At 74.4% G+C, this 15,763-nt stretch carries 17 protein-coding genes and 1 pseudogene; 3 read left to right on the forward strand and 15 right to left on the reverse strand.

Annotated elements, in window-relative coordinates:
- Window positions 1-13: 13 nt before the first annotated feature.
- The 4 genes from AQJ30_RS30205 to tsaB are packed head-to-tail and all read right to left on the reverse strand — an operon-like array spanning window position 14 to window position 2,541.
- Complete coding sequence (locus tag AQJ30_RS30205; protein WP_067240290.1) at window positions 14-265, reverse strand: hypothetical protein; 252 nt, start codon at window positions 263-265, stop codon at window positions 14-16.
- A complete protein-coding gene (gene tsaD, locus AQJ30_RS30210; protein WP_067240291.1) occupies window positions 262-1,374 on the reverse strand; it encodes a tRNA (adenosine(37)-N6)-threonylcarbamoyltransferase complex transferase subunit TsaD in 1,113 nt (370 codons plus the stop codon). The genes AQJ30_RS30205 and tsaD overlap by 4 nt, the downstream gene beginning before the upstream one ends.
- Window positions 1,367-1,882 (reverse strand): ribosomal protein S18-alanine N-acetyltransferase, encoded by a 516-nt coding sequence (gene rimI / locus AQJ30_RS30215; protein WP_067240293.1) that lies wholly within the window; start codon window positions 1,880-1,882, stop codon window positions 1,367-1,369. Before rimI ends, tsaD begins: the two co-directional genes overlap by 8 nt.
- Window positions 1,879-2,541: a tRNA (adenosine(37)-N6)-threonylcarbamoyltransferase complex dimerization subunit type 1 TsaB gene (gene tsaB / locus AQJ30_RS30220; protein ID WP_067240295.1), complete on the reverse strand. Its 663-nt coding sequence runs from the start codon at window positions 2,539-2,541 to the stop codon at window positions 1,879-1,881. Before tsaB ends, rimI begins: the two co-directional genes overlap by 4 nt.
- A gap of 165 nt (window positions 2,542-2,706) precedes the next feature.
- Between tsaB and AQJ30_RS30225 the strand changes: the two genes are divergently transcribed.
- Window positions 2,707-3,264 (forward strand): L,D-transpeptidase, encoded by a 558-nt coding sequence (locus tag AQJ30_RS30225; protein WP_107119736.1) that lies wholly within the window; start codon window positions 2,707-2,709, stop codon window positions 3,262-3,264.
- A 62-nt stretch (window positions 3,265-3,326) separates the two neighbouring features.
- Here AQJ30_RS30225 and AQJ30_RS30230 read toward each other — a convergent pair whose 3' ends face one another.
- The 8 genes and pseudogenes from AQJ30_RS30230 to glmS all read right to left on the reverse strand — a co-directional run bounded on the left by AQJ30_RS30230 (window position 3,327) and on the right by glmS (window position 10,926).
- Window positions 3,327-3,569: a hypothetical protein gene (locus tag AQJ30_RS30230; protein WP_067240296.1), complete on the reverse strand. Its 243-nt coding sequence runs from the start codon at window positions 3,567-3,569 to the stop codon at window positions 3,327-3,329.
- A 156-nt stretch (window positions 3,570-3,725) separates the two neighbouring features.
- Window positions 3,726-4,238: a tRNA (adenosine(37)-N6)-threonylcarbamoyltransferase complex ATPase subunit type 1 TsaE gene (gene tsaE, locus AQJ30_RS30235; protein ID WP_067240298.1), complete on the reverse strand. Its 513-nt coding sequence runs from the start codon at window positions 4,236-4,238 to the stop codon at window positions 3,726-3,728.
- Window positions 4,204-5,457: an alpha/beta fold hydrolase gene (locus tag AQJ30_RS30240; protein ID WP_067240300.1), complete on the reverse strand. Its 1,254-nt coding sequence runs from the start codon at window positions 5,455-5,457 to the stop codon at window positions 4,204-4,206. The genes tsaE and AQJ30_RS30240 overlap by 35 nt, the downstream gene beginning before the upstream one ends.
- Before the next feature lie 86 nt (window positions 5,458-5,543).
- Entirely contained in the window at window positions 5,544-6,719 is a 1,176-nt protein-coding gene (alr, locus tag AQJ30_RS30245; protein ID WP_067240302.1) for an alanine racemase, read from the reverse strand.
- A 144-nt stretch (window positions 6,720-6,863) separates the two neighbouring features.
- Window positions 6,864-8,303, reverse strand: a complete 1,440-nt coding sequence (locus tag AQJ30_RS30250) for an NAD(P)H-hydrate dehydratase (protein ID WP_079084407.1) — start codon at window positions 8,301-8,303, stop codon at window positions 6,864-6,866.
- A 58-nt stretch (window positions 8,304-8,361) separates the two neighbouring features.
- Window positions 8,362-8,733: a holo-ACP synthase gene (locus AQJ30_RS30255; RefSeq protein ID WP_067240306.1), complete on the reverse strand. Its 372-nt coding sequence runs from the start codon at window positions 8,731-8,733 to the stop codon at window positions 8,362-8,364.
- A 28-nt stretch (window positions 8,734-8,761) separates the two neighbouring features.
- A pseudogene (locus AQJ30_RS30260) lies at window positions 8,762-8,998 on the reverse strand (NADPH-dependent oxidoreductase); the annotation flags it as partial.
- Between the two features lie 80 nt (window positions 8,999-9,078).
- A complete protein-coding gene (glmS, locus tag AQJ30_RS30265; RefSeq protein WP_067240308.1) occupies window positions 9,079-10,926 on the reverse strand; it encodes a glutamine--fructose-6-phosphate transaminase (isomerizing) in 1,848 nt (615 codons plus the stop codon).
- Window positions 10,927-11,102: 176 nt separating this feature from the next.
- Between glmS and coaA the strand changes: the two genes are divergently transcribed.
- Both coaA and AQJ30_RS30275 read left to right on the forward strand, forming a co-directional pair.
- The gene (gene coaA, locus AQJ30_RS30270) at window positions 11,103-12,071 is read left to right on the forward strand and encodes a type I pantothenate kinase (RefSeq protein WP_067240309.1); all 969 of its coding nucleotides are present in this window, start codon (window positions 11,103-11,105) and stop codon (window positions 12,069-12,071) included.
- 49 nt (window positions 12,072-12,120) lie between these two features.
- Window positions 12,121-13,086, forward strand: a complete 966-nt coding sequence (locus AQJ30_RS30275) for a DUF389 domain-containing protein (RefSeq protein ID WP_067240311.1) — start codon at window positions 12,121-12,123, stop codon at window positions 13,084-13,086.
- Between the two features lie 47 nt (window positions 13,087-13,133).
- Here the strand turns inward: AQJ30_RS30275 and glmM are convergent, their stop codons facing one another.
- From glmM to rplM, 3 genes are all read right to left on the reverse strand, one after another.
- Entirely contained in the window at window positions 13,134-14,492 is a 1,359-nt protein-coding gene (gene glmM, locus AQJ30_RS30280; RefSeq protein ID WP_067240312.1) for a phosphoglucosamine mutase, read from the reverse strand.
- 253 nt (window positions 14,493-14,745) lie between these two features.
- Entirely contained in the window at window positions 14,746-15,258 is a 513-nt protein-coding gene (gene rpsI, locus AQJ30_RS30285) for a 30S ribosomal protein S9 (RefSeq protein ID WP_067240319.1), read from the reverse strand.
- Window positions 15,259-15,299: 41 nt separating this feature from the next.
- Complete coding sequence (rplM, locus tag AQJ30_RS30290; RefSeq protein WP_055632362.1) at window positions 15,300-15,743, reverse strand: 50S ribosomal protein L13; 444 nt, start codon at window positions 15,741-15,743, stop codon at window positions 15,300-15,302.
- Window positions 15,744-15,763 lie beyond the last annotated feature (20 nt).

Below are 15,763 nucleotides of genomic sequence, written 5' to 3' on the forward strand. Positions count from 1 at the left end.
CCCACCGCCCGTCTCAGTCCACCGCCTCGAACCGCCAGCGGTGCACCGGGCGGCCGACCAGCGTGCCGTCCGGCTCGGGCAGTTCCGGGAGGTCGGCGTCGTAGGCCGCGTCCCACCAGGTGATGACCAGGACGCGGTCCTGCGGGGCGCGGAAGGTCTCCCGGCGCAGCGGGGTCCCGGCGAGGTGCTGGGCGCGCGCCCAGGCGAGCAGGTCGGCGCCGCGCCCGGCGACCGCCCGCGCCTCCCACATCAGGGCGACCGTCACGAGTACAGGTTCTCCTCGCCGAGCTCGTGCACGTGGTCGTGGTCCTGCGCGGGGGTGCGGCCCGGCACGTGCGGGTCCGTCACCGGCAGGGACGAGTCGGCCGACAGGTCCCAGTCGGAGGCGGCCCGGTTCCGGGCGACCATCTCCGCGCCCAGCGCGGCCACCATCGCGCCGTTGTCCGTGCACAGCTTGGGGCGCGGCACCCGCAGCCGGATGCCGGCCGCCTCGCAGCGCTCCTGGGCCAGGGCGCGCAGCCGGGAGTTGGCGGCCACTCCCCCGCCGATCATCAGGTGGTCGACGCCCTCGTCCTTGCAGGCGCGCACCGCCTTGCGGGTCAGCACGTCGACCACGGCCTCCTGGAAGGACGCCGCCACGTCCCGCACCGGGACGTCCTCGCCCGCCGCCCGCCTGGCCTCGATCCAGCGGGCCACCGCGGTCTTCAGGCCGGAGAAGGAGAAGTCGTAGGCCGGGTCGCGCGGGCCGGTCAGGCCGCGCGGGAAGGCGATCGCGCCCGGGTCGCCCTCGCGCGCGTAGCGGTCGATGACCGGGCCGCCGGGGAAGCCCAGGTCCAGCACGCGCGCGATCTTGTCGAAGGCCTCGCCGGCCGCGTCGTCGATGGTCGCGCCGAGGGGGCGCACGTCCGAGGTGATGTCGGCGGACAGCAGCAGGGAGCTGTGGCCGCCGGACACCAGCAGCGCCATGGTGGGCTCCGGCAGCGGGCCGTGCTCCAGCTGGTCCACGCAGATGTGCGAGGCGAGGTGGTTCACGCCGTACAAGGGCTTGCCGAGGGCGTAGGCGTACGCCTTGGCCGCCGAGACGCCCACCAGCAGGGCGCCGGCCAGGCCGGGTCCCGCCGTCACCGCGATGCCGTCGAGGTCGCGGGCCGACACGCCCGCCTCCTTCAGGGCCCGGTCGATGGTCGGGACCATGGCCTCCAGGTGGGCCCGGGAGGCGACCTCGGGCACGACCCCGCCGAAGCGGGCGTGCTCGTCGACGCTGGAGGCGACGGCGTCGGCCAGCAGGGTGGTGCCGCGCACGACGCCGACGCCGGTCTCGTCGCAGGAGGTCTCGATGCCGAGGACGAGGGGCTCGTCCCGAGAGTCAGCCATGGGTCTCGGTTCCTTGTACGCCGTTCACGGAGGTGGCCGGGTCGGTCAGGCGCATCACCAGCGCGTCCACGTTGCCCGGTTGGTAGTAGCCGCGCCGGAAGCCGATCGGCTCGAAGCCGAACCGCTCGTACAGCTTCTGCGCACGGACGTTGTCGACCCGGCACTCGAGCATCACCTCGGCGCACTCGAAGGTCGTGGCCGCCCGCAGCAGCTCGGTGAGCAGGCGCCCGCCGAGCCCGGTGCCCCAGTGGTCACGGGCGACGGCGATGGTCTGGACGTCGGCCAGCTCGCCGGAGGAGGCCAGGCCCGCGTAGCCGACCAGCCGGTCGCCGGCCTCGGCCACCACGTACCGCCGGGTGGCCTCCGGGCCGCGGGCGGGCGCCAGCTCCGACCAGAACATGCCCCGGGACCAGGCGTCCTCGGGGAAGAGGTTCTTCTCCAGCTCCAGCACGGGGTCGATGTCCCACCAGCGCATCTCGCGCAGGCGAGGAGTCACGGGCTCGGTCACTTGGGGGTGACCACCTTGTAGTTCTTGGGGACCTGGGCGTCGGGCCGGCGCAGGTACAGCGGGCGCGGCCGGGGCAGCTCCTCGCCGGCCGCCAGCCGCTCGGCGGCCAGCCCGGCCAGGGCCGCGGCGGAGACGTGCTCCGGCTCGTGGGCCACGGGGAAGGTGTCGGGGTACAGCAGCGCGCCCGCGCCGACGGCCGGGAGCCCGGCGACCCGCTCGGCGATGTCCGCGGGCCGGTCCACGGCGGGGTCGGTCAGCCGGGTGCGCGCGTCGGCGTAGGTCGCCCAGTAGACCTCCTTGCGGCGGGCGTCCGTCGCCACGACGAACGGGCCCTGGCCCGCGGCGAGGTCGGAGGCGTAGGCGAGGCCGTCGAGGGTGCACACGCCGTACACGGGGACGCCGAGGGCGAGCCCGAAGGTGTCGGCGGTCATCAGGCCGACGCGCAGCCCGGTGTAGGGGCCGGGGCCGGTGCCGACGACGACCGCGGTGACGGCGTCGAGCGTGAGCCCGGCTCCGTCGAGGACGCGGTCCACGGCGGGCAGCAGCAGCTCGCCGTGGCGGCGCGCGTCCACCTGGCTCGACGAGGCGATGACGTCCGTCCCGTCGTGCAGCGCGACGGTGACGGCGGGGGTGGCGGTATCCAGAGCGAGCAAGAGCACGCAAACAGCCTACGGCGCCCCGGGCGGCGGCACCGCCGCCCGGGCGGGACCCACGGCGACTGCTAACGTCACCCCGCATCCCTACATATCCCGACAGACCCGCACAAGACAGTGATTCCGTGCGACACGGTACGTCCGTACGAGCCGAGGCAGAGGTGGGCGCAGGTGGCAGTCAGCAGCGCGGGGATCGTGGCCGGGCTCACCGCGACGGCCCTGGCGACCGTCGGTTTCCTGGCCTGGCAGGCGGCGGCGCACGTGCCCGCCGACCTCGCGCACCCGGCCGACGCGGCGCGGACGTCCGGGATCAGCGCCACCAAGGCGCCCCGCGACAGCGGCCGGCCGGCCGCGCTGCCGTCGGGCTCCGGGAAGGGTGAACGGGTCGTGTACTCGGTGGACGACGACCGGGTGTGGCTGGTCGGCGCGGCCGGCACGGTGCTGCGCACCTTCACGGTGGCGCCCGGCGCCCTCGACCCCTCACCGGGCGCCTACGCGGTCACCTCCCGTGCGAACCGGGTCACCGGCACCGACGGCACGCCCGTGGAGCACGTCGTCCGCTTCGCCACCGCGCAGGGGTTGGCGATCGGGTTCAGCGCGGCCGTGGACGGCTCGGCGCCCGCCGCGGGGGCGGACGTGCGGACGGGCGCCATCCGCGCGTCGCGCGCGGACGGGAACGCGCTGTGGGACTTCGCGACGCTCGGCAGGCGGGTCGTCGTGATCCGCTAGCGGCGCACCTGGCCATGGTCCGTGGGCGATGCGACGCCCCTGCCCGCCCCGGCCGTGACCGCTCAGGCGGCCTCGCGGTGGCCGCGGGACGCCGGGCGGTCGTGGGGCTCGGGGGCGCGCGGGGGCCGGGAGACGGCGTCGGCGGCCGCGCAGGAGGCCAGCAGGTCGCGCATCGACACCGCGGGGACCGGGGCGCCAGTGGACACCGCGACAACGGGGGCCGCGGGAGCCTCGTGAGTCGCGGGGGCGACGAGGGAGGGCGCCGGGTGCCGCCGGGGCTCGGCCGTGGGCTCGGGAGCGGGCATGGACGCCTCCTGGTGGTCGGGGGCGGACGTGGTTAGGTAGACCTAACTACGAACTGGGTACCATGTGACCACGCCCGGCGCTCCCGGCGCAATACGGTGCCGACACCCTGTCGGCAAACGCTCCCGCCCGCCCCGGCCCCGCCGCCGGAGCCGGGCTCAGGCCGCCAGCACGCCCAGGTCGACGGCGCCCCAGCGTTCCCCCACGGGGGTGAGGGTGACGTGCCGTACCTCGTCGGTGGTGTCGCCCACCGCACGGTGCAGGGTGATGTGCAGCCGGTCCTCGGTCAGCTCCTCGACCTTGCCCTCGCCCCACTCCACGACGACCACCGAGTCCGGCAGGGACACGTCGAGGTCGAGGTCCTCCATCTCGTCGAGCCCGCCGGAGAGCCGGTAGGCGTCGACGTGGACGAGCGGCGGGCCGTCGGTGAGGGACGGGTGGACGCGGGCGATCACGAACGTCGGCGAGGTGACCGCGCCCCGCACCCCGAGTCCTTCGCCGAGGCCGCGCGTGAGGGTCGTCTTGCCCGCGCCGAGCTCCCCGCTGAGCATCACGAGGTCACCGGCGCGCAGCAGTTTCGCGAGCTCGCGGCCCAGCTCCCGCATCTGCTCGGCGGAGGTGACGGTCAGGCGGAGGTCAGCCGCGTCGTGCGGTGCTGCTGGTGCTTCCATAGCCACCCACGGTAGCCCCTGCCGGGACGGCACCGGCGCGGGTGAGCAGGTCGGCGAGGCGGTCGGTGACCACCTCGGGGTGTTCCAGCATCACCAGGTGCCCGGCGTCCGGCACCAGGACCAGCTCGGCCTCCGGCAGCAGGTCGGCGATGGCCTCGCTGTGCTCGCTGGGCGTGACCAGGTCGCCGATGCCGGCGAGCACCAGCACCGGCAGGTCCGCGAAGAAGGCCAGGGCCTCGGTCTTGTCGTGGTCGGTGAAGGCCGGGTAGAACTCGGCGACCACGTCGATCGGCGTGCCCTCGATCATCCGCTCGGCGAACCGGGCGACGGCCGGGTCGACGTCCCGGGACGCGAACGAGTACCGCTTGATGACCCCCGCGAACAGGTCGGCGGTCGCCCGCCGCCCCCGCTCCACCAGCTCGGCCTGCTGGCCCAGCGCCCGCAGCACCCCCGGCAGCACCCGCCGCACCGCGTTGACGCCGGCCACCGGCAGGCCGAAGTTGACCTCGCCGAGCCGTCCGGACGACGTCCCCACGAAGGCCGTGGCGACGACCCGCTCGCGGATCAGCTCGGGGAACTGCGCGGCCAGCGCCATGACGGTCATCCCGCCCATGGAGTGCCCCACCAGCACGACCGGCCCGTGGGGTACGGCCGCGTCGAGGACGGCCTTGAGGTCGCGGCCCAGCTGGTCGATGGTGAGCGGCACGTCGTCCTGGACCTGCGCCACGCCCCGTCCCGAGCGGCCGTGGCTGCGCTGGTCCCAGTGCACGGTGCGCACGACGCCCCGCAGCGCCGCCCGCTGGAAGTGCCAGGAGTCCTGGTTGAGGCAGTAGCCGTGGCTGAACACCACGGTGACCGGGGCGGGGGCCTTGCGGCCGAAGAGGCGGCGCCGGCGCCCGGCGAGCGCGGCCTGCGGCTCGACCTCGTCGACCTCGTAGTACAGCTCGGTGCCGTCGTCGGCGTACGCCGTGCCGGGCGTGCCGCGCAGCGTGCCGTAGGGGCCGGTCGCGTCCAGGGCGAGGAGGGCCTTCCTGCGTATGCCCCGTCCGACGGTCATCCGCTCGATCGCGACCCCCGCCGCGGCGCCCGCGGCGAGGACGCCCAGCGCGGCCCCCGCGATGCCCGTGGTCCGGCGCCAGCCGCCGGCCGCCCCCGCCGCGGACGCGGCGACGGCCGCCGAGGCGAGGCCCGCCACCGCCTCCGCACTGCTCTCGCTCACGTACCGCTCCTCGTCGCCGTCCGGCCGGTGCCCCGGGCGGGGTCCCCCCGTGCGGGAGCCCCGGAGGGGGACTCCCTGCCTGGCGGTTACCCCGCTCGTCCCTCGTTCACGTGGACGCGGGGCACCCGGGCGCCGACACGGGTCACGATCTCGTACCCGATCGTGCCCGCGGCCTGCGCCCAGTCCTCGGCGGTGGGCTCCCCGCGGTCACCGGGGCCGAACAGTACGGCCTCGTCCCCCGGCGCCGGCCGGTCGCCCCCCAGGTCGACGACGAACTGGTCCATGGCGATGCGCCCGGCGACCGTCCGCCACTTGCCCCCGACCAGCACCGGACCGGTGCCCGAGGCGTGCCGGGGCACCCCGTCGGCGTAGCCGAGCGGGACGAGGCCCAGGGTGGTCTCGCCGGGCGTGACGTAGTGGTGGCCGTAGCTCACGCCGTGGCCGCCGGGCACCTCCTTGACCAGGGCGAGGGACGCGGACAGCGTCATCACGGGCCGCAGTCCGAGGTCGGCGCTGCTGCCGAGGGCGGGGGCGGGTGAGAGGCCGTACATCGCGATGCCGGGGCGCACCAGGTCGAAGTGCGTCTCGGGCAGGGTGAGCGTGGCGGGCGAGTTGGCGATGTGCCGCACCTCGGGGCGCACGCCCAGGTCCTCCGCCTGCGTGACCATCTCGCGGAACAGCGACAGCTGCGCGCCGATGGAGGGGTGCCCGGGCTCGTCGGCGCAGGCGAAGTGGGACCACAGGCCGGTGACGCGCAGCAGTCCCGCGCGCTCGGCCCGCAGCGCCTCGGTGACCAGCCCGGGCCAGTCGGCGGGCTGGCAGCCGTTGCGGCCGAGCCCGGTGTCGGCCTTGAGCTGCACGCGCGCGACGAGGGACGTGCCGCGCAGCGCCCCGGTCAGCTCGCGCAGCGCCCAAATGTCGCTGACGGAGAGGTCGATGTCCGCCTCGACGGCCTCCCGCCAGGGGCCGCCCGGCGTCCACAGCCAGCACAGGACGCGGACGTCCGCGGGCAGGGCGGGGTCCGCGCGGACCGCGAGGGCCTCCTCGGGCGTGGCGGTGCCGATCCAGGTGGCGCCCGCCGCCACGGCCGCGCGGGCGCAGGGGATCGCGCCGTGGCCGTACCCGTCGGCCTTGACCACGGCCATGAAGGCCGCGCCGGGGGCCTTCGCGCGCAGGGTGCGCACGTTGGCCCGCAGGGCGGCCAGATCGATCTCGGCGCGGGCGCGCGGTGTTCCGCCCCGCGGTGGTGCAGTCTCACTCATCCCGCCCAGTGTCTCAGAGGGGCGGCCCGGCGTTCCCGACGCGGGCGGCCGCGGGAGGGGGTGGCGGGGCGGCTCCCCGCTCCCGGCGCGTCCCCTCGCCGCCCCCGTACGCCCCCTCGCCCCCGTACGCCCCCCGGGCCCCGCCTACCCCCGCACGACGTCCCGCCAGGCCTGGCCCACGGCCTCCGCGACCTGGTGCGCCCGCACCGGCGCGCCCCGCGCCGCGAGCCGCCCGGCGAGGCCGTGCAGGTAGGCGCCCACACTCCCGGCGTCCCGCGCCGACAGGCCGGCCGCGAGCAGGGAGCCCGCCACGCCGGACAGCACGTCCCCGCTCCCGGCTGTCGCCAGCCACGGCGTGCCCGTGGCGTTCACCCGGACCGGCGCCCCGCCGCCGGGATCGGCGACCAGCGTGGTCGAGCCCTTCAGCAGCACGGTCGCCCCGTACGCCTCGGCCAGCTCCCGCACCGCGGTGAGCCGGCCCGCCTCGACCTCCGCCCGGGACACCCCGAGCAGGGCGGCCGCCTCGCCGGCGTGCGGGGTCAGCAGGGTGGGGGCCGTGCGGGCGCGGACGGCGGCCCGGTCGGCGAGGCGCAGCCCGTCCGCGTCGATCAGCACGGGCACCTCGGCGGCGACCACCTCGGCGACGGTGGCCGCGTCCTCCCCGGCCCCGGGTCCGACGGCCCACGCCTGGACGCGTCCCGCCTTCGCCGGGCCCGTGTCGGAGACGAGGGTCTCGGGGTAGCGGGCGATCACGGCGTCCCCGGCGGCCCCGACGTACCGCACGGCCCCGGCGCCGCCCCGCAGGGCCCCGGCGACGGCCAGGACGGCGGCGCCCGGATAGCGGTCGGACCCGGCGGCGACGCCGACCACGCCGCGCCGGTACTTGTCGCTCTCGGCCGCGGGCACCGGCAGCAGCCGGGCCACGTCGGCGTGTTGCAGGGCCTCCAGCTCGGCCCCGTCCGCGGGCAGGTCCAGCCCGATGTCGACGAGCCGCACGGAACCGGCGTACGCGCGCGCCGGGTCGATCAGCAGTCCCGGCTTGTGCGTGCCGAAGGTGACGGTCAGGTCGGCCCGTACCGCCTCCCCGCGCACCTCGCCGGTGTCGGCCTCGACGCCGCTGGGCAGGTCGACGGCGACCACCGCGGCCCGTGACGCGGCGGCGGCGCGCGCCAGCGCGGCGGCCTCCGGCCGCAGACCGCCCTTCCCGCCGATGCCCACGATCCCGTCGACGACCAGGTCCGCGTGGGCGACGGCGTCCTCGGCGCGGTCCCGCTCGAGAACGGCGCCCCCGGCGCGGCGGAACGCCGCGAGCCCCGCCGCGTGCGCCCGCCCGGGCGACAGCAGCACGGCCGCGACCCCGGCCCCGCGCCGGGCCAGCCGGGCCCCGGCGTACAGGGCGTCGCCCCCGTTGTCCCCGCTGCCGACCAGCAGCACGACCCGGCTGCCGTACACCCGGTCCAGCAACTCGGCGCAGGCGGCGGCCAGTCCGGCGGCGGCCCGCTGCATCAGCGCCCCGTCGGGGAGCCGCTCCATCACCTGCCGCTCAGCGGCCCGTACGGTCTCGACGCGATAGGCAGTACGCATGGCCCCCAGTCTCACACCGACCGTCCGCGACCGGCGCTCGGAACCGGGGACCGGTGGGTCATCCCTCCGCGACGACCATGGCGGAGGCGATCCCGGCGTCGTGGCTGAGCGACAGGTGCCACGCCCGCACCCCCAGCTCGGCGGCCCGCGCCGCCACGGTCCCGCGCACGCGCAGCCGTGGCTGCCCGCTGGCCTCGACGAAGACCTCCGCGTCCGTCCACAGCAGCCCGCCGGGCGCCCCCAGCGCCTTGGCCACCGCCTCCTTCGCCGCGAACCGCGCCGCCAGCGACGCCACCCCGCGCCGTCCCCCGCTCGGGAGCAGCAACTCCCGCTCCACGAACAGCCGTTGTGCCAGTCCGGGCGTACGCTCCAGCGACGCCGCGAACCGCTCGATCTCGGCCACGTCGATACCGACCCCGATGATGCTCATGCTCCGCAGCGTAGGGGTGTCCCGTCGATCACGCCGGGTAGGGCGACGTCCTTCTGGCCGTGCGCAGGGCGTCGGCCCACCAGGTCAGCTGGTCCAGGAGGGTCTTGGCGTGGCCTGCGGCCCGTGCGTCGAGGGGGGCGCCGTCCTGCCACCCGGTGAAGTGGTCCGGGAAGGCGAGGCCGTCGCGGATCGTCACGGCGTGCAGTTCGGTCAGGACGTTCTCCAGGTGCAGCACGGCGTGCCGGCCGCCCGCCGCGCCGCCGTAGCCGGCTGCGGGCCATCTCCTGACCCGCGGGTCCGGCCGACCAGAAGGCCCCGGCCGGGATCTTGCCCGCGCCCGCGCCCCTACTCGACCGTGACCGACTTCGCCAGGTTGCGCGGCTGGTCCACCTCGTTGCCGCGGGCGGTGGCCAGTTCGCAGGCGAAGACCTGCAGCGGCACGGTCGCCACCAGCGGCTGGAGCAGCACCGGCGTCGCGGGGATGCGGACCAGGTGGTCGGCGTAAGGCGTGACCGCCTCGTCGCCCTCCTCCGCGATGACGATCGTGCGGGCACCGCGCGCCCGGATCTCCTGGATGTTGGAGACGATCTTGTCGTGGAGCACCGACCGGCCGCGCGGCGAGGGCACCACGACGACCACGGGCAGGTCCTCCTCGATCAGCGCGATCGGCCCGTGCTTCAGCTCGCCCGCCGCGAAGCCCTCGGCGTGCATGTAGGCGAGCTCCTTCAGCTTCAGGGCGCCCTCCAGCGCGACGGGGTAGCCCACGTGCCGGCCGAGGAACAGCACCGTGTCCTTGCCGGCGAGGGACCGGGCCAGCTCGCGCACCGGCTCCATGGTCTCCAGCACCCGGTCCACCGCACCCGCGATCTGCGACAGGTCCCGGATCACCGCGCGGATCTCGTCGCCCCACTTGGTGCCGCGCACCTGCCCGAGGTACAGCGCGACCAGGTAGCAGGCGACCAGCTGGGTGAGGAACGCCTTCGTCGAGGCGACGGCGACCTCCGGCCCGGCGTGCGTGTAGAGCACCGCGTCCGACTCGCGCGGGATGGTCGAGCCGTTGGTGTTGCAGATCGCCAGTACCCGGGAGCCCTGCTCGCGGGCGTGGCGCAGCGCCATCAGCGTGTCCATGGTCTCGCCGGACTGGGAGATCGCGATGACCAGGGAGCGGGAGTCGAGGATCGGGTCCCGGTAGCGGAACTCGCTGGCCAGCTCCACCTCGCAGGGGATGCGCGTCCAGTGCTCGATGGCGTACTTGGCGATCATCCCGGCGTGGAAGGCCGTACCGCAGGCGACGATGACGACCTTGTCGACCTCGCGCAGCTCCGCGGCGCTGATCCGCACCTCGTCCAGGCTCAGCGAGCCCGCCGCGTCGATCCGGCCCAGCAGGGTGTCGGCGACCGCCTTGGGCTGCTCGGCGATCTCCTTCAGCATGAAGTAGTCGTAGCCGCCCTTCTCGGCGGCCGAGGCGTCCCAGTCCACGTGGTACGTCCGCACGTCCGCCGGACGCCCGTCGAAGCCGGTGACCGTCACCCCGTCGCGGCGCAGCTCCACGACCTGGTCCTGGCCGAGTTCGACGGCCTGGCGGGTGTGCTCGATGAACGCGGCGACGTCCGAGGCGAGGAACGACTCGCCCTCGCCGAGACCCACCACGAGCGGCGAGTTGCGCCGCGCGCCGACCACCACGTCCGGCTCGTCCGCGTGCACGGCGACCAGGGTGAACGCGCCCTCCAGCCGTCGGCACACCAGCCGCATCGCCTCGGCGAGGTCGGCGCAGGAGGAGAACTCCTCGGCCAGCAGGTGCGCGACGACCTCGGTGTCGGTCTCCGAGACCAGCTCGTGCCCGCGCTCGGCGAGCTCGGCGCGCAGCACGGCGAAGTTCTCGATGATGCCGTTGTGCACGACGGCCACGCGCCCGGCGTTGTCCAGGTGCGGGTGGGCGTTGGCGTCGGTGGGCCCGCCGTGCGTGGCCCAGCGCGTGTGCCCGATCCCGGTCGTCCCCGCCGGCAGCGGCCGGTCGACCAGCTCCTTCTCCAGATTGACGAGCTTGCCGGCCTTCTTCGCCGCGGCGAGTCCCCCGTCGGCCGGCACGGCGACGCCCGCCGAGTCGTAGCCGCGGTACTCCAGCCGCTTCAGTCCGGCCATCACGACATCGAGCGCAGACTGCGCCCCCACGTAACCCACGATTCCGCACATGCGCGGCAGCCTACGGTCCCCGGGCCGCCGGAAACCGCCCCTGCGTGCCCGATTCCGGAAATTCCCGCGCCCGTACGACCCCGCGCGGCCGCCCGTCCCGCGCAGCGTGACGGACCCCACCCGCCACGCCGTTCAAACTCCGTTAACAATGGACTGTGATCTCTCCGGTCTCCCCGATGCCCCGGAGCGCCCACCGGCAGCGGCCGGAGGCGACTCCCTACGTCGACCTCACCCGTACGGAGTGGAGCGCGCTGCGCGACAAGACGCCGCTGCCGCTGACCGCCGAGGAGGTCGAGAAGCTGCGCGGCCTCGGTGACGTCATCGACCTCGACGAGGTGCGGGACATCTACCTGCCGCTGTCCCGGCTGCTCAACCTCTACGTCGGCGCCACGGACGGCCTGCGCGGCGCCCTGAACACCTTCCTCGGCGAACAGGGCTCCCAGTCCGGCACCCCCTTCGTGATAGGCGTCGCCGGGTCGGTCGCGGTCGGCAAGTCGACCGTGGCCCGCCTGCTGCAGGCGCTGCTCTCCCGCTGGCCCGAGCACCCGCGCGTGGAGCTGGTCACCACCGACGGCTTCCTGCTGCCCACCCGGGAGCTGGAGGCCCGCGGCCTGATGTCCCGCAAGGGCTTCCCCGAGTCCTACGACCGCCGGGCCCTGACCCGGTTCGTCGCCGACATCAAGGCCGGCAAGCACGAGGTGACCGCCCCGGTCTACTCCCACCTGATCTACGACATCGTCCCCGGCGAGAAGCTCACCGTGCGCCGGCCCGACATCCTGATCGTCGAGGGCCTGAACGTGCTCCAGCCGGCGCTGCCCGGCACCGACGGCCGCACCCGCGTCGGCCTCGCCGACTACTTCGACTTCAGCGTGTACGTCGACGCGAGCGCCGAGGACATCGAGCGCTGGTACCTCAACCGCTTCAAGAAGCTGCGCCAGACGGCCTTCCAGAAGCCGGACTCGTACTTCCGCAAGTACACCCAGGTCTCCGAGGAGGAGGCCCTCGACTACGCCCGCGGCCTGTGGCGCACGATCAACAAGCCCAACCTGGTCGAGAACATCGCCCCCACCCGCGGCCGCGCCACCCTGGTGCTGCGCAAGGGCCCCGACCACACGGTCCAGCGCCTGCGCCTGCGCAAGCTCTGAGGGCGTACGGCCGCCTGCCGCGCCACGGCCGCCTGCTACAAAGGGCGGCATGCTGCACCTGCGCCTGATCACGCCGGCCGACCGCACCTCGGACGTGGTCCGGCTGATCGAGAAGACCGTCGGCACCACGCACCTGGTGGTGCTGCCGGGCGCCGCCCGCAACCCCGCCGGCGACGTCGTCCTGTGCGACGTGGCCCGCGAGGCCGGCGACGAACTGCTCAGCAGTCTCCAGGAGTTGGGGCTGGACCGCACCGGCTCGATCGCCGTCGAGAACATCGACCTGTCGCTGTCCAAGCGCGCCGACAAGGCGGAGGCGGAGGCTCCCGGCGAGGGTGCGGACGCGGTGCTGTGGGAGCACCTGACGGACGCGACCCACGAGGAGTCGACGCTCTCCGTCACCTACGTCGCCTTCATCACCCTCGCCACGATGATCGCCGCCTGCGGTGTCGTCCTGGACAACGCGATCCTGATCGTGGGCGCGATGGCGGTCGGCCCGGAGTTCGGGCCCCTGGCGGGCATCTGCACGGCGATCGTGCAGCGCGCCCCGCGGCTGGCGCTGCGCTCACTGGTCGCGCTGCTGGCCGGCTTCGCGGCGGCGATGGCGCTGACGGCGGGCTTCAGCCTCTTCATGGACGCCGTCGGCCTGTTCAGCAAGGGGCAGTTGGAGGCGGACCGGCCCAACACGGGCTTCATCTACGCCCCGGACTGGTTCTCGTTCGTGGTGGCGGTCCTGGCGGGCGCGGCGGGCATGCTGTCCCTGACGTCGGCCAAGTCGGGCGCCCTGGTGGGCGTGGCGATCTCGGTGACGACGGTCCCCGCGGCGGCGAACGCGGCCGTGGCGCTGGTCTACAGCGACACCACCCAGGCCGGCCGCTCGACGGAGCAGCTCCTGCTGAACCTGCTGGGCATCGTCCTGGCCGGCACCCTGACCCTGACGGCCCAGAAGGCCTTCTGGCGGGGGCAGCACCGACGGCAGCGACGGCAGACGCAACAGCAGCAGGGACTCCAAGGGTGAGGGGGCGGGGCCTCGTCCGGCCCCGCCCCCTCACGCGCGCACCGGGCTCAGCCCAGCGCGGACTTCACCACGTCGGCCAGCCGGCCGGCCACCGACCGGGCCTGCTCGATGTCGGCCGCCTCCACCATCACGCGCACCAGCGGCTCGGTGCCCGACGGCCGCAGCAGCACCCGCCCGGTCGCGCCCAGCTCGCGCTCGGCGTCCGCGACCGCGGCCGCGAGGTCGGCCGAGGTGGTGACCCGGGACTTGTCGACGTCGGGGACGTTGACCAGCACCTGCGGCAGCCGCTCCATGACGGACGCCAGGTCCTGCAGCGTCCGGCCGGTCCGGGCCACCCGCGCGGCGAGCAGCAGCCCGGTCAGCGTGCCGTCGCCGGTCGTCGCGTGGTCGAGGATGATCACGTGCCCGGACTGCTCGCCGCCGAGCGCGTAGCCGTGCTCCTTCATCTCCTCCAGCACGTAGCGGTCGCCGACCGCCGTCTGCACCAGCCGCAGCCCCTCCCGCTCCAGGGCGAGCTTGAAGCCGAGGTTGGACATGACGGTCGCGACGACCGTGTCGGAGCGCAGCACCCCCTGTTCGCGCAGGGCGAGGGCCAGCACCGCGAGGATCTGGTCGCCGTCGACCTCCGCGCCGGTGTGGTCGACGGCCAGGCACCGGTCGGCGTCGCCGTCGTGCGCGATGCCCAGGTCCGCGCCGTGCTCCAGGACGGCGGCCTTGAGCGGGCCCAGGTGGGTCGAGCCGCATCCGTCGTTGATGTTGAGCCCGTCCGGCTCGGCGCCGATGGTGACGACCTCGGCACCGGCCCGCCGGAACGCCTCGGGCGACACCCCGGCGGCGGCGCCGTGCGCCTCGTCCAGGACGATGCGCAGCCCGTCGAGCCGGTTCGGCAGCACGCCGAGCAGGTGCTCGACGTAGCGGTCGAAGCCCTCGTCGTAGGAGCGCACGCGTCCCACGCCCGCGCCGGTCGGCCGCTCCCACGGCTCGCCGCGCCGGTGCTCCTCGTAGACGGCCTCGATCTTGTCCTCGAGCTCGTCGGCGAGCTTGTGGCCGCCGCGGGCGAAGAACTTGACGCCGTTGTCCGGCATGGCGTTGTGGCTGGCGGAGAGCATGACGCCGAGGTCGGCGCCGAGGGCGCCGGTGAGGTGGGCGACCGCCGGCGTCGGCAGCACGCCGACCCGCAGCACGTCCACGCCCGCGCTGGCCAGGCCCGCCACCACGGCGGCCTCCAGGAACTCCCCGGACGCACGCGGGTCCCGTCCGACCACCGCGGTCGCCCGGTGGCCCTCGAACGTGCCCGCCTCGGCCAGCACGTGGGCCGCCGCGACGGACAGACCGAGGGCCATCTCGGCCGTCAGATCCGCGTTGGCGACACCGCGCACGCCGTCCGTGCCGAAGAGTCGTCCCACTTGTCCTCCTGAGGAAGCGTCAGTCGCGGGCGCCGGAGCCGTGCCAGGTGCGGCCCGCACGGCTGCTCCGGCGTCCCAGGCATTCCATGCCTCTGAACATCCGATCACACAAGCCTTTGAGTGTCTTGTGTCGTTATACGCCCGAAGGGGGCGATACACGAACGCCCCGGCGGCACAGTGGCGTGCCGCCGGGGCGTTCGGAGTACGTACGGGCCCCCACGGGGTCCGCAGGCGTACGAGCAGGCAGCGAAGCTTAACGCTTGCTGTACTGCGGGGCCTTGCGGGCCTTCTTCAGACCGGCCTTCTTGCGCTCGACCGCACGGTCGTCGCGGCGCAGGAAGCCCGCCTTCTTCAGCGCGCCGCGGTTGTTGTCCACGTCGGCCTCGTTCAGCGCGCGGGCCACGCCGAGGCGCAGGGCGCCGGCCTGACCCGAGACGCCGCCACCCGCGATGCGGGCGATGACGTCGTAGCGGCCCTCGAGCTCGAGCACCTTGAACGGCTCGTTGACTTCCTGCTGGTGCACCTTGTTCGGGAAGTAGTCCTCGAGGGTGCGACCGTTGATCTTCCACTTGCCGGTGCCCGGGACGATCCGGACACGGGCGATGGCGTTCTTGCGGCGGCCCAGGCCGGCGGCCGGCTGGGGGTCGCCGAAGCGGGACGCCATCGACTCCGAGGTGTACTCGCCCTCGACGGGGACCTCGGACTCGGTGGTGTAGCTGTCGATGTCAAGCTCTTCGAGCGGCTGCTCGGCAGTGGTCTCGGCCACGGTTCTCCTCAGATTCTCTTCAGGCTTGGGGTTGGCCGGACTTACTGCGCGACCTGGGTGATCTCGAACGGCTGCGGCTGCTGCGCGCCGTGCGGGTGCTGGTCACCCTTGTAGACCTTCAGCTTCGAGAGCATCTGACGGCCCAGCGTGTTCTTGGGGAGCATGCCCTTGACGGCCTTCTCGATGGCCTTCTCCGGGTTCTTGTCCAGCAGCTCGTCGTAGCGGACGGAGCGCAGACCACCCGGGTAGCCGGAGTGGCGGTACGCCATCTTCTGGGTCCGCTTGTTGCCGGACAGGTGCACCTTGTCGGCGTTGATGATGATGACGAAGTCACCCGTGTCAACGTGAGGCGCGTAGATCGGCTTGTGCTTGCCACGCAGGATGGAGGCAGCAGTGGAGGCCAGACGGCCCAGGACGACGTCCTGAGCGTCGATGACGTGCCACTGACGCGTCACATCGCCGGGCTTGGGGCTGTACGTACGCACGGTTCGTAGCCTTCGCTTCT

The organism is Streptomyces longwoodensis, assembly GCF_001514125.1.
In the GTDB taxonomy this organism is placed as follows: domain Bacteria; phylum Actinomycetota; class Actinomycetes; order Streptomycetales; family Streptomycetaceae; genus Streptomyces; species Streptomyces longwoodensis.

Bases quoted from the DNA above. Each gene is read 5' to 3' on its own strand.
- tsaD (WP_067240291.1), bottom strand. From the start codon at position 1,374: ATGGCTGACTCTCGGGACGAGCCCCTCGTCCTCGGCATCGAGACCTCC.
- AQJ30_RS30230 (WP_067240296.1), bottom strand. From the start codon at position 3,569: ATGCCCGCTCCCGAGCCCACGGCCGAGCCCCGGCGGCACCCGGCGCCC.
- tsaE (WP_067240298.1), bottom strand. From the start codon at position 4,238: ATGGAAGCACCAGCAGCACCGCACGACGCGGCTGACCTCCGCCTGACC.
- alr (WP_067240302.1), bottom strand. From the start codon at position 6,719: ATGAGTGAGACTGCACCACCGCGGGGCGGAACACCGCGCGCCCGCGCC.
- AQJ30_RS30250 (WP_079084407.1), bottom strand. From the start codon at position 8,303: ATGCGTACTGCCTATCGCGTCGAGACCGTACGGGCCGCTGAGCGGCAG.
- AQJ30_RS30255 (WP_067240306.1), bottom strand. From the start codon at position 8,733: ATGAGCATCATCGGGGTCGGTATCGACGTGGCCGAGATCGAGCGGTTC.
- glmS (WP_067240308.1), bottom strand. From the start codon at position 10,926: ATGTGCGGAATCGTGGGTTACGTGGGGGCGCAGTCTGCGCTCGATGTC.
- coaA (WP_067240309.1), top strand. From the start codon at position 11,103: ATGCCCCGGAGCGCCCACCGGCAGCGGCCGGAGGCGACTCCCTACGTC.
- AQJ30_RS30275 (WP_067240311.1), top strand. From the start codon at position 12,121: ATGCTGCACCTGCGCCTGATCACGCCGGCCGACCGCACCTCGGACGTG.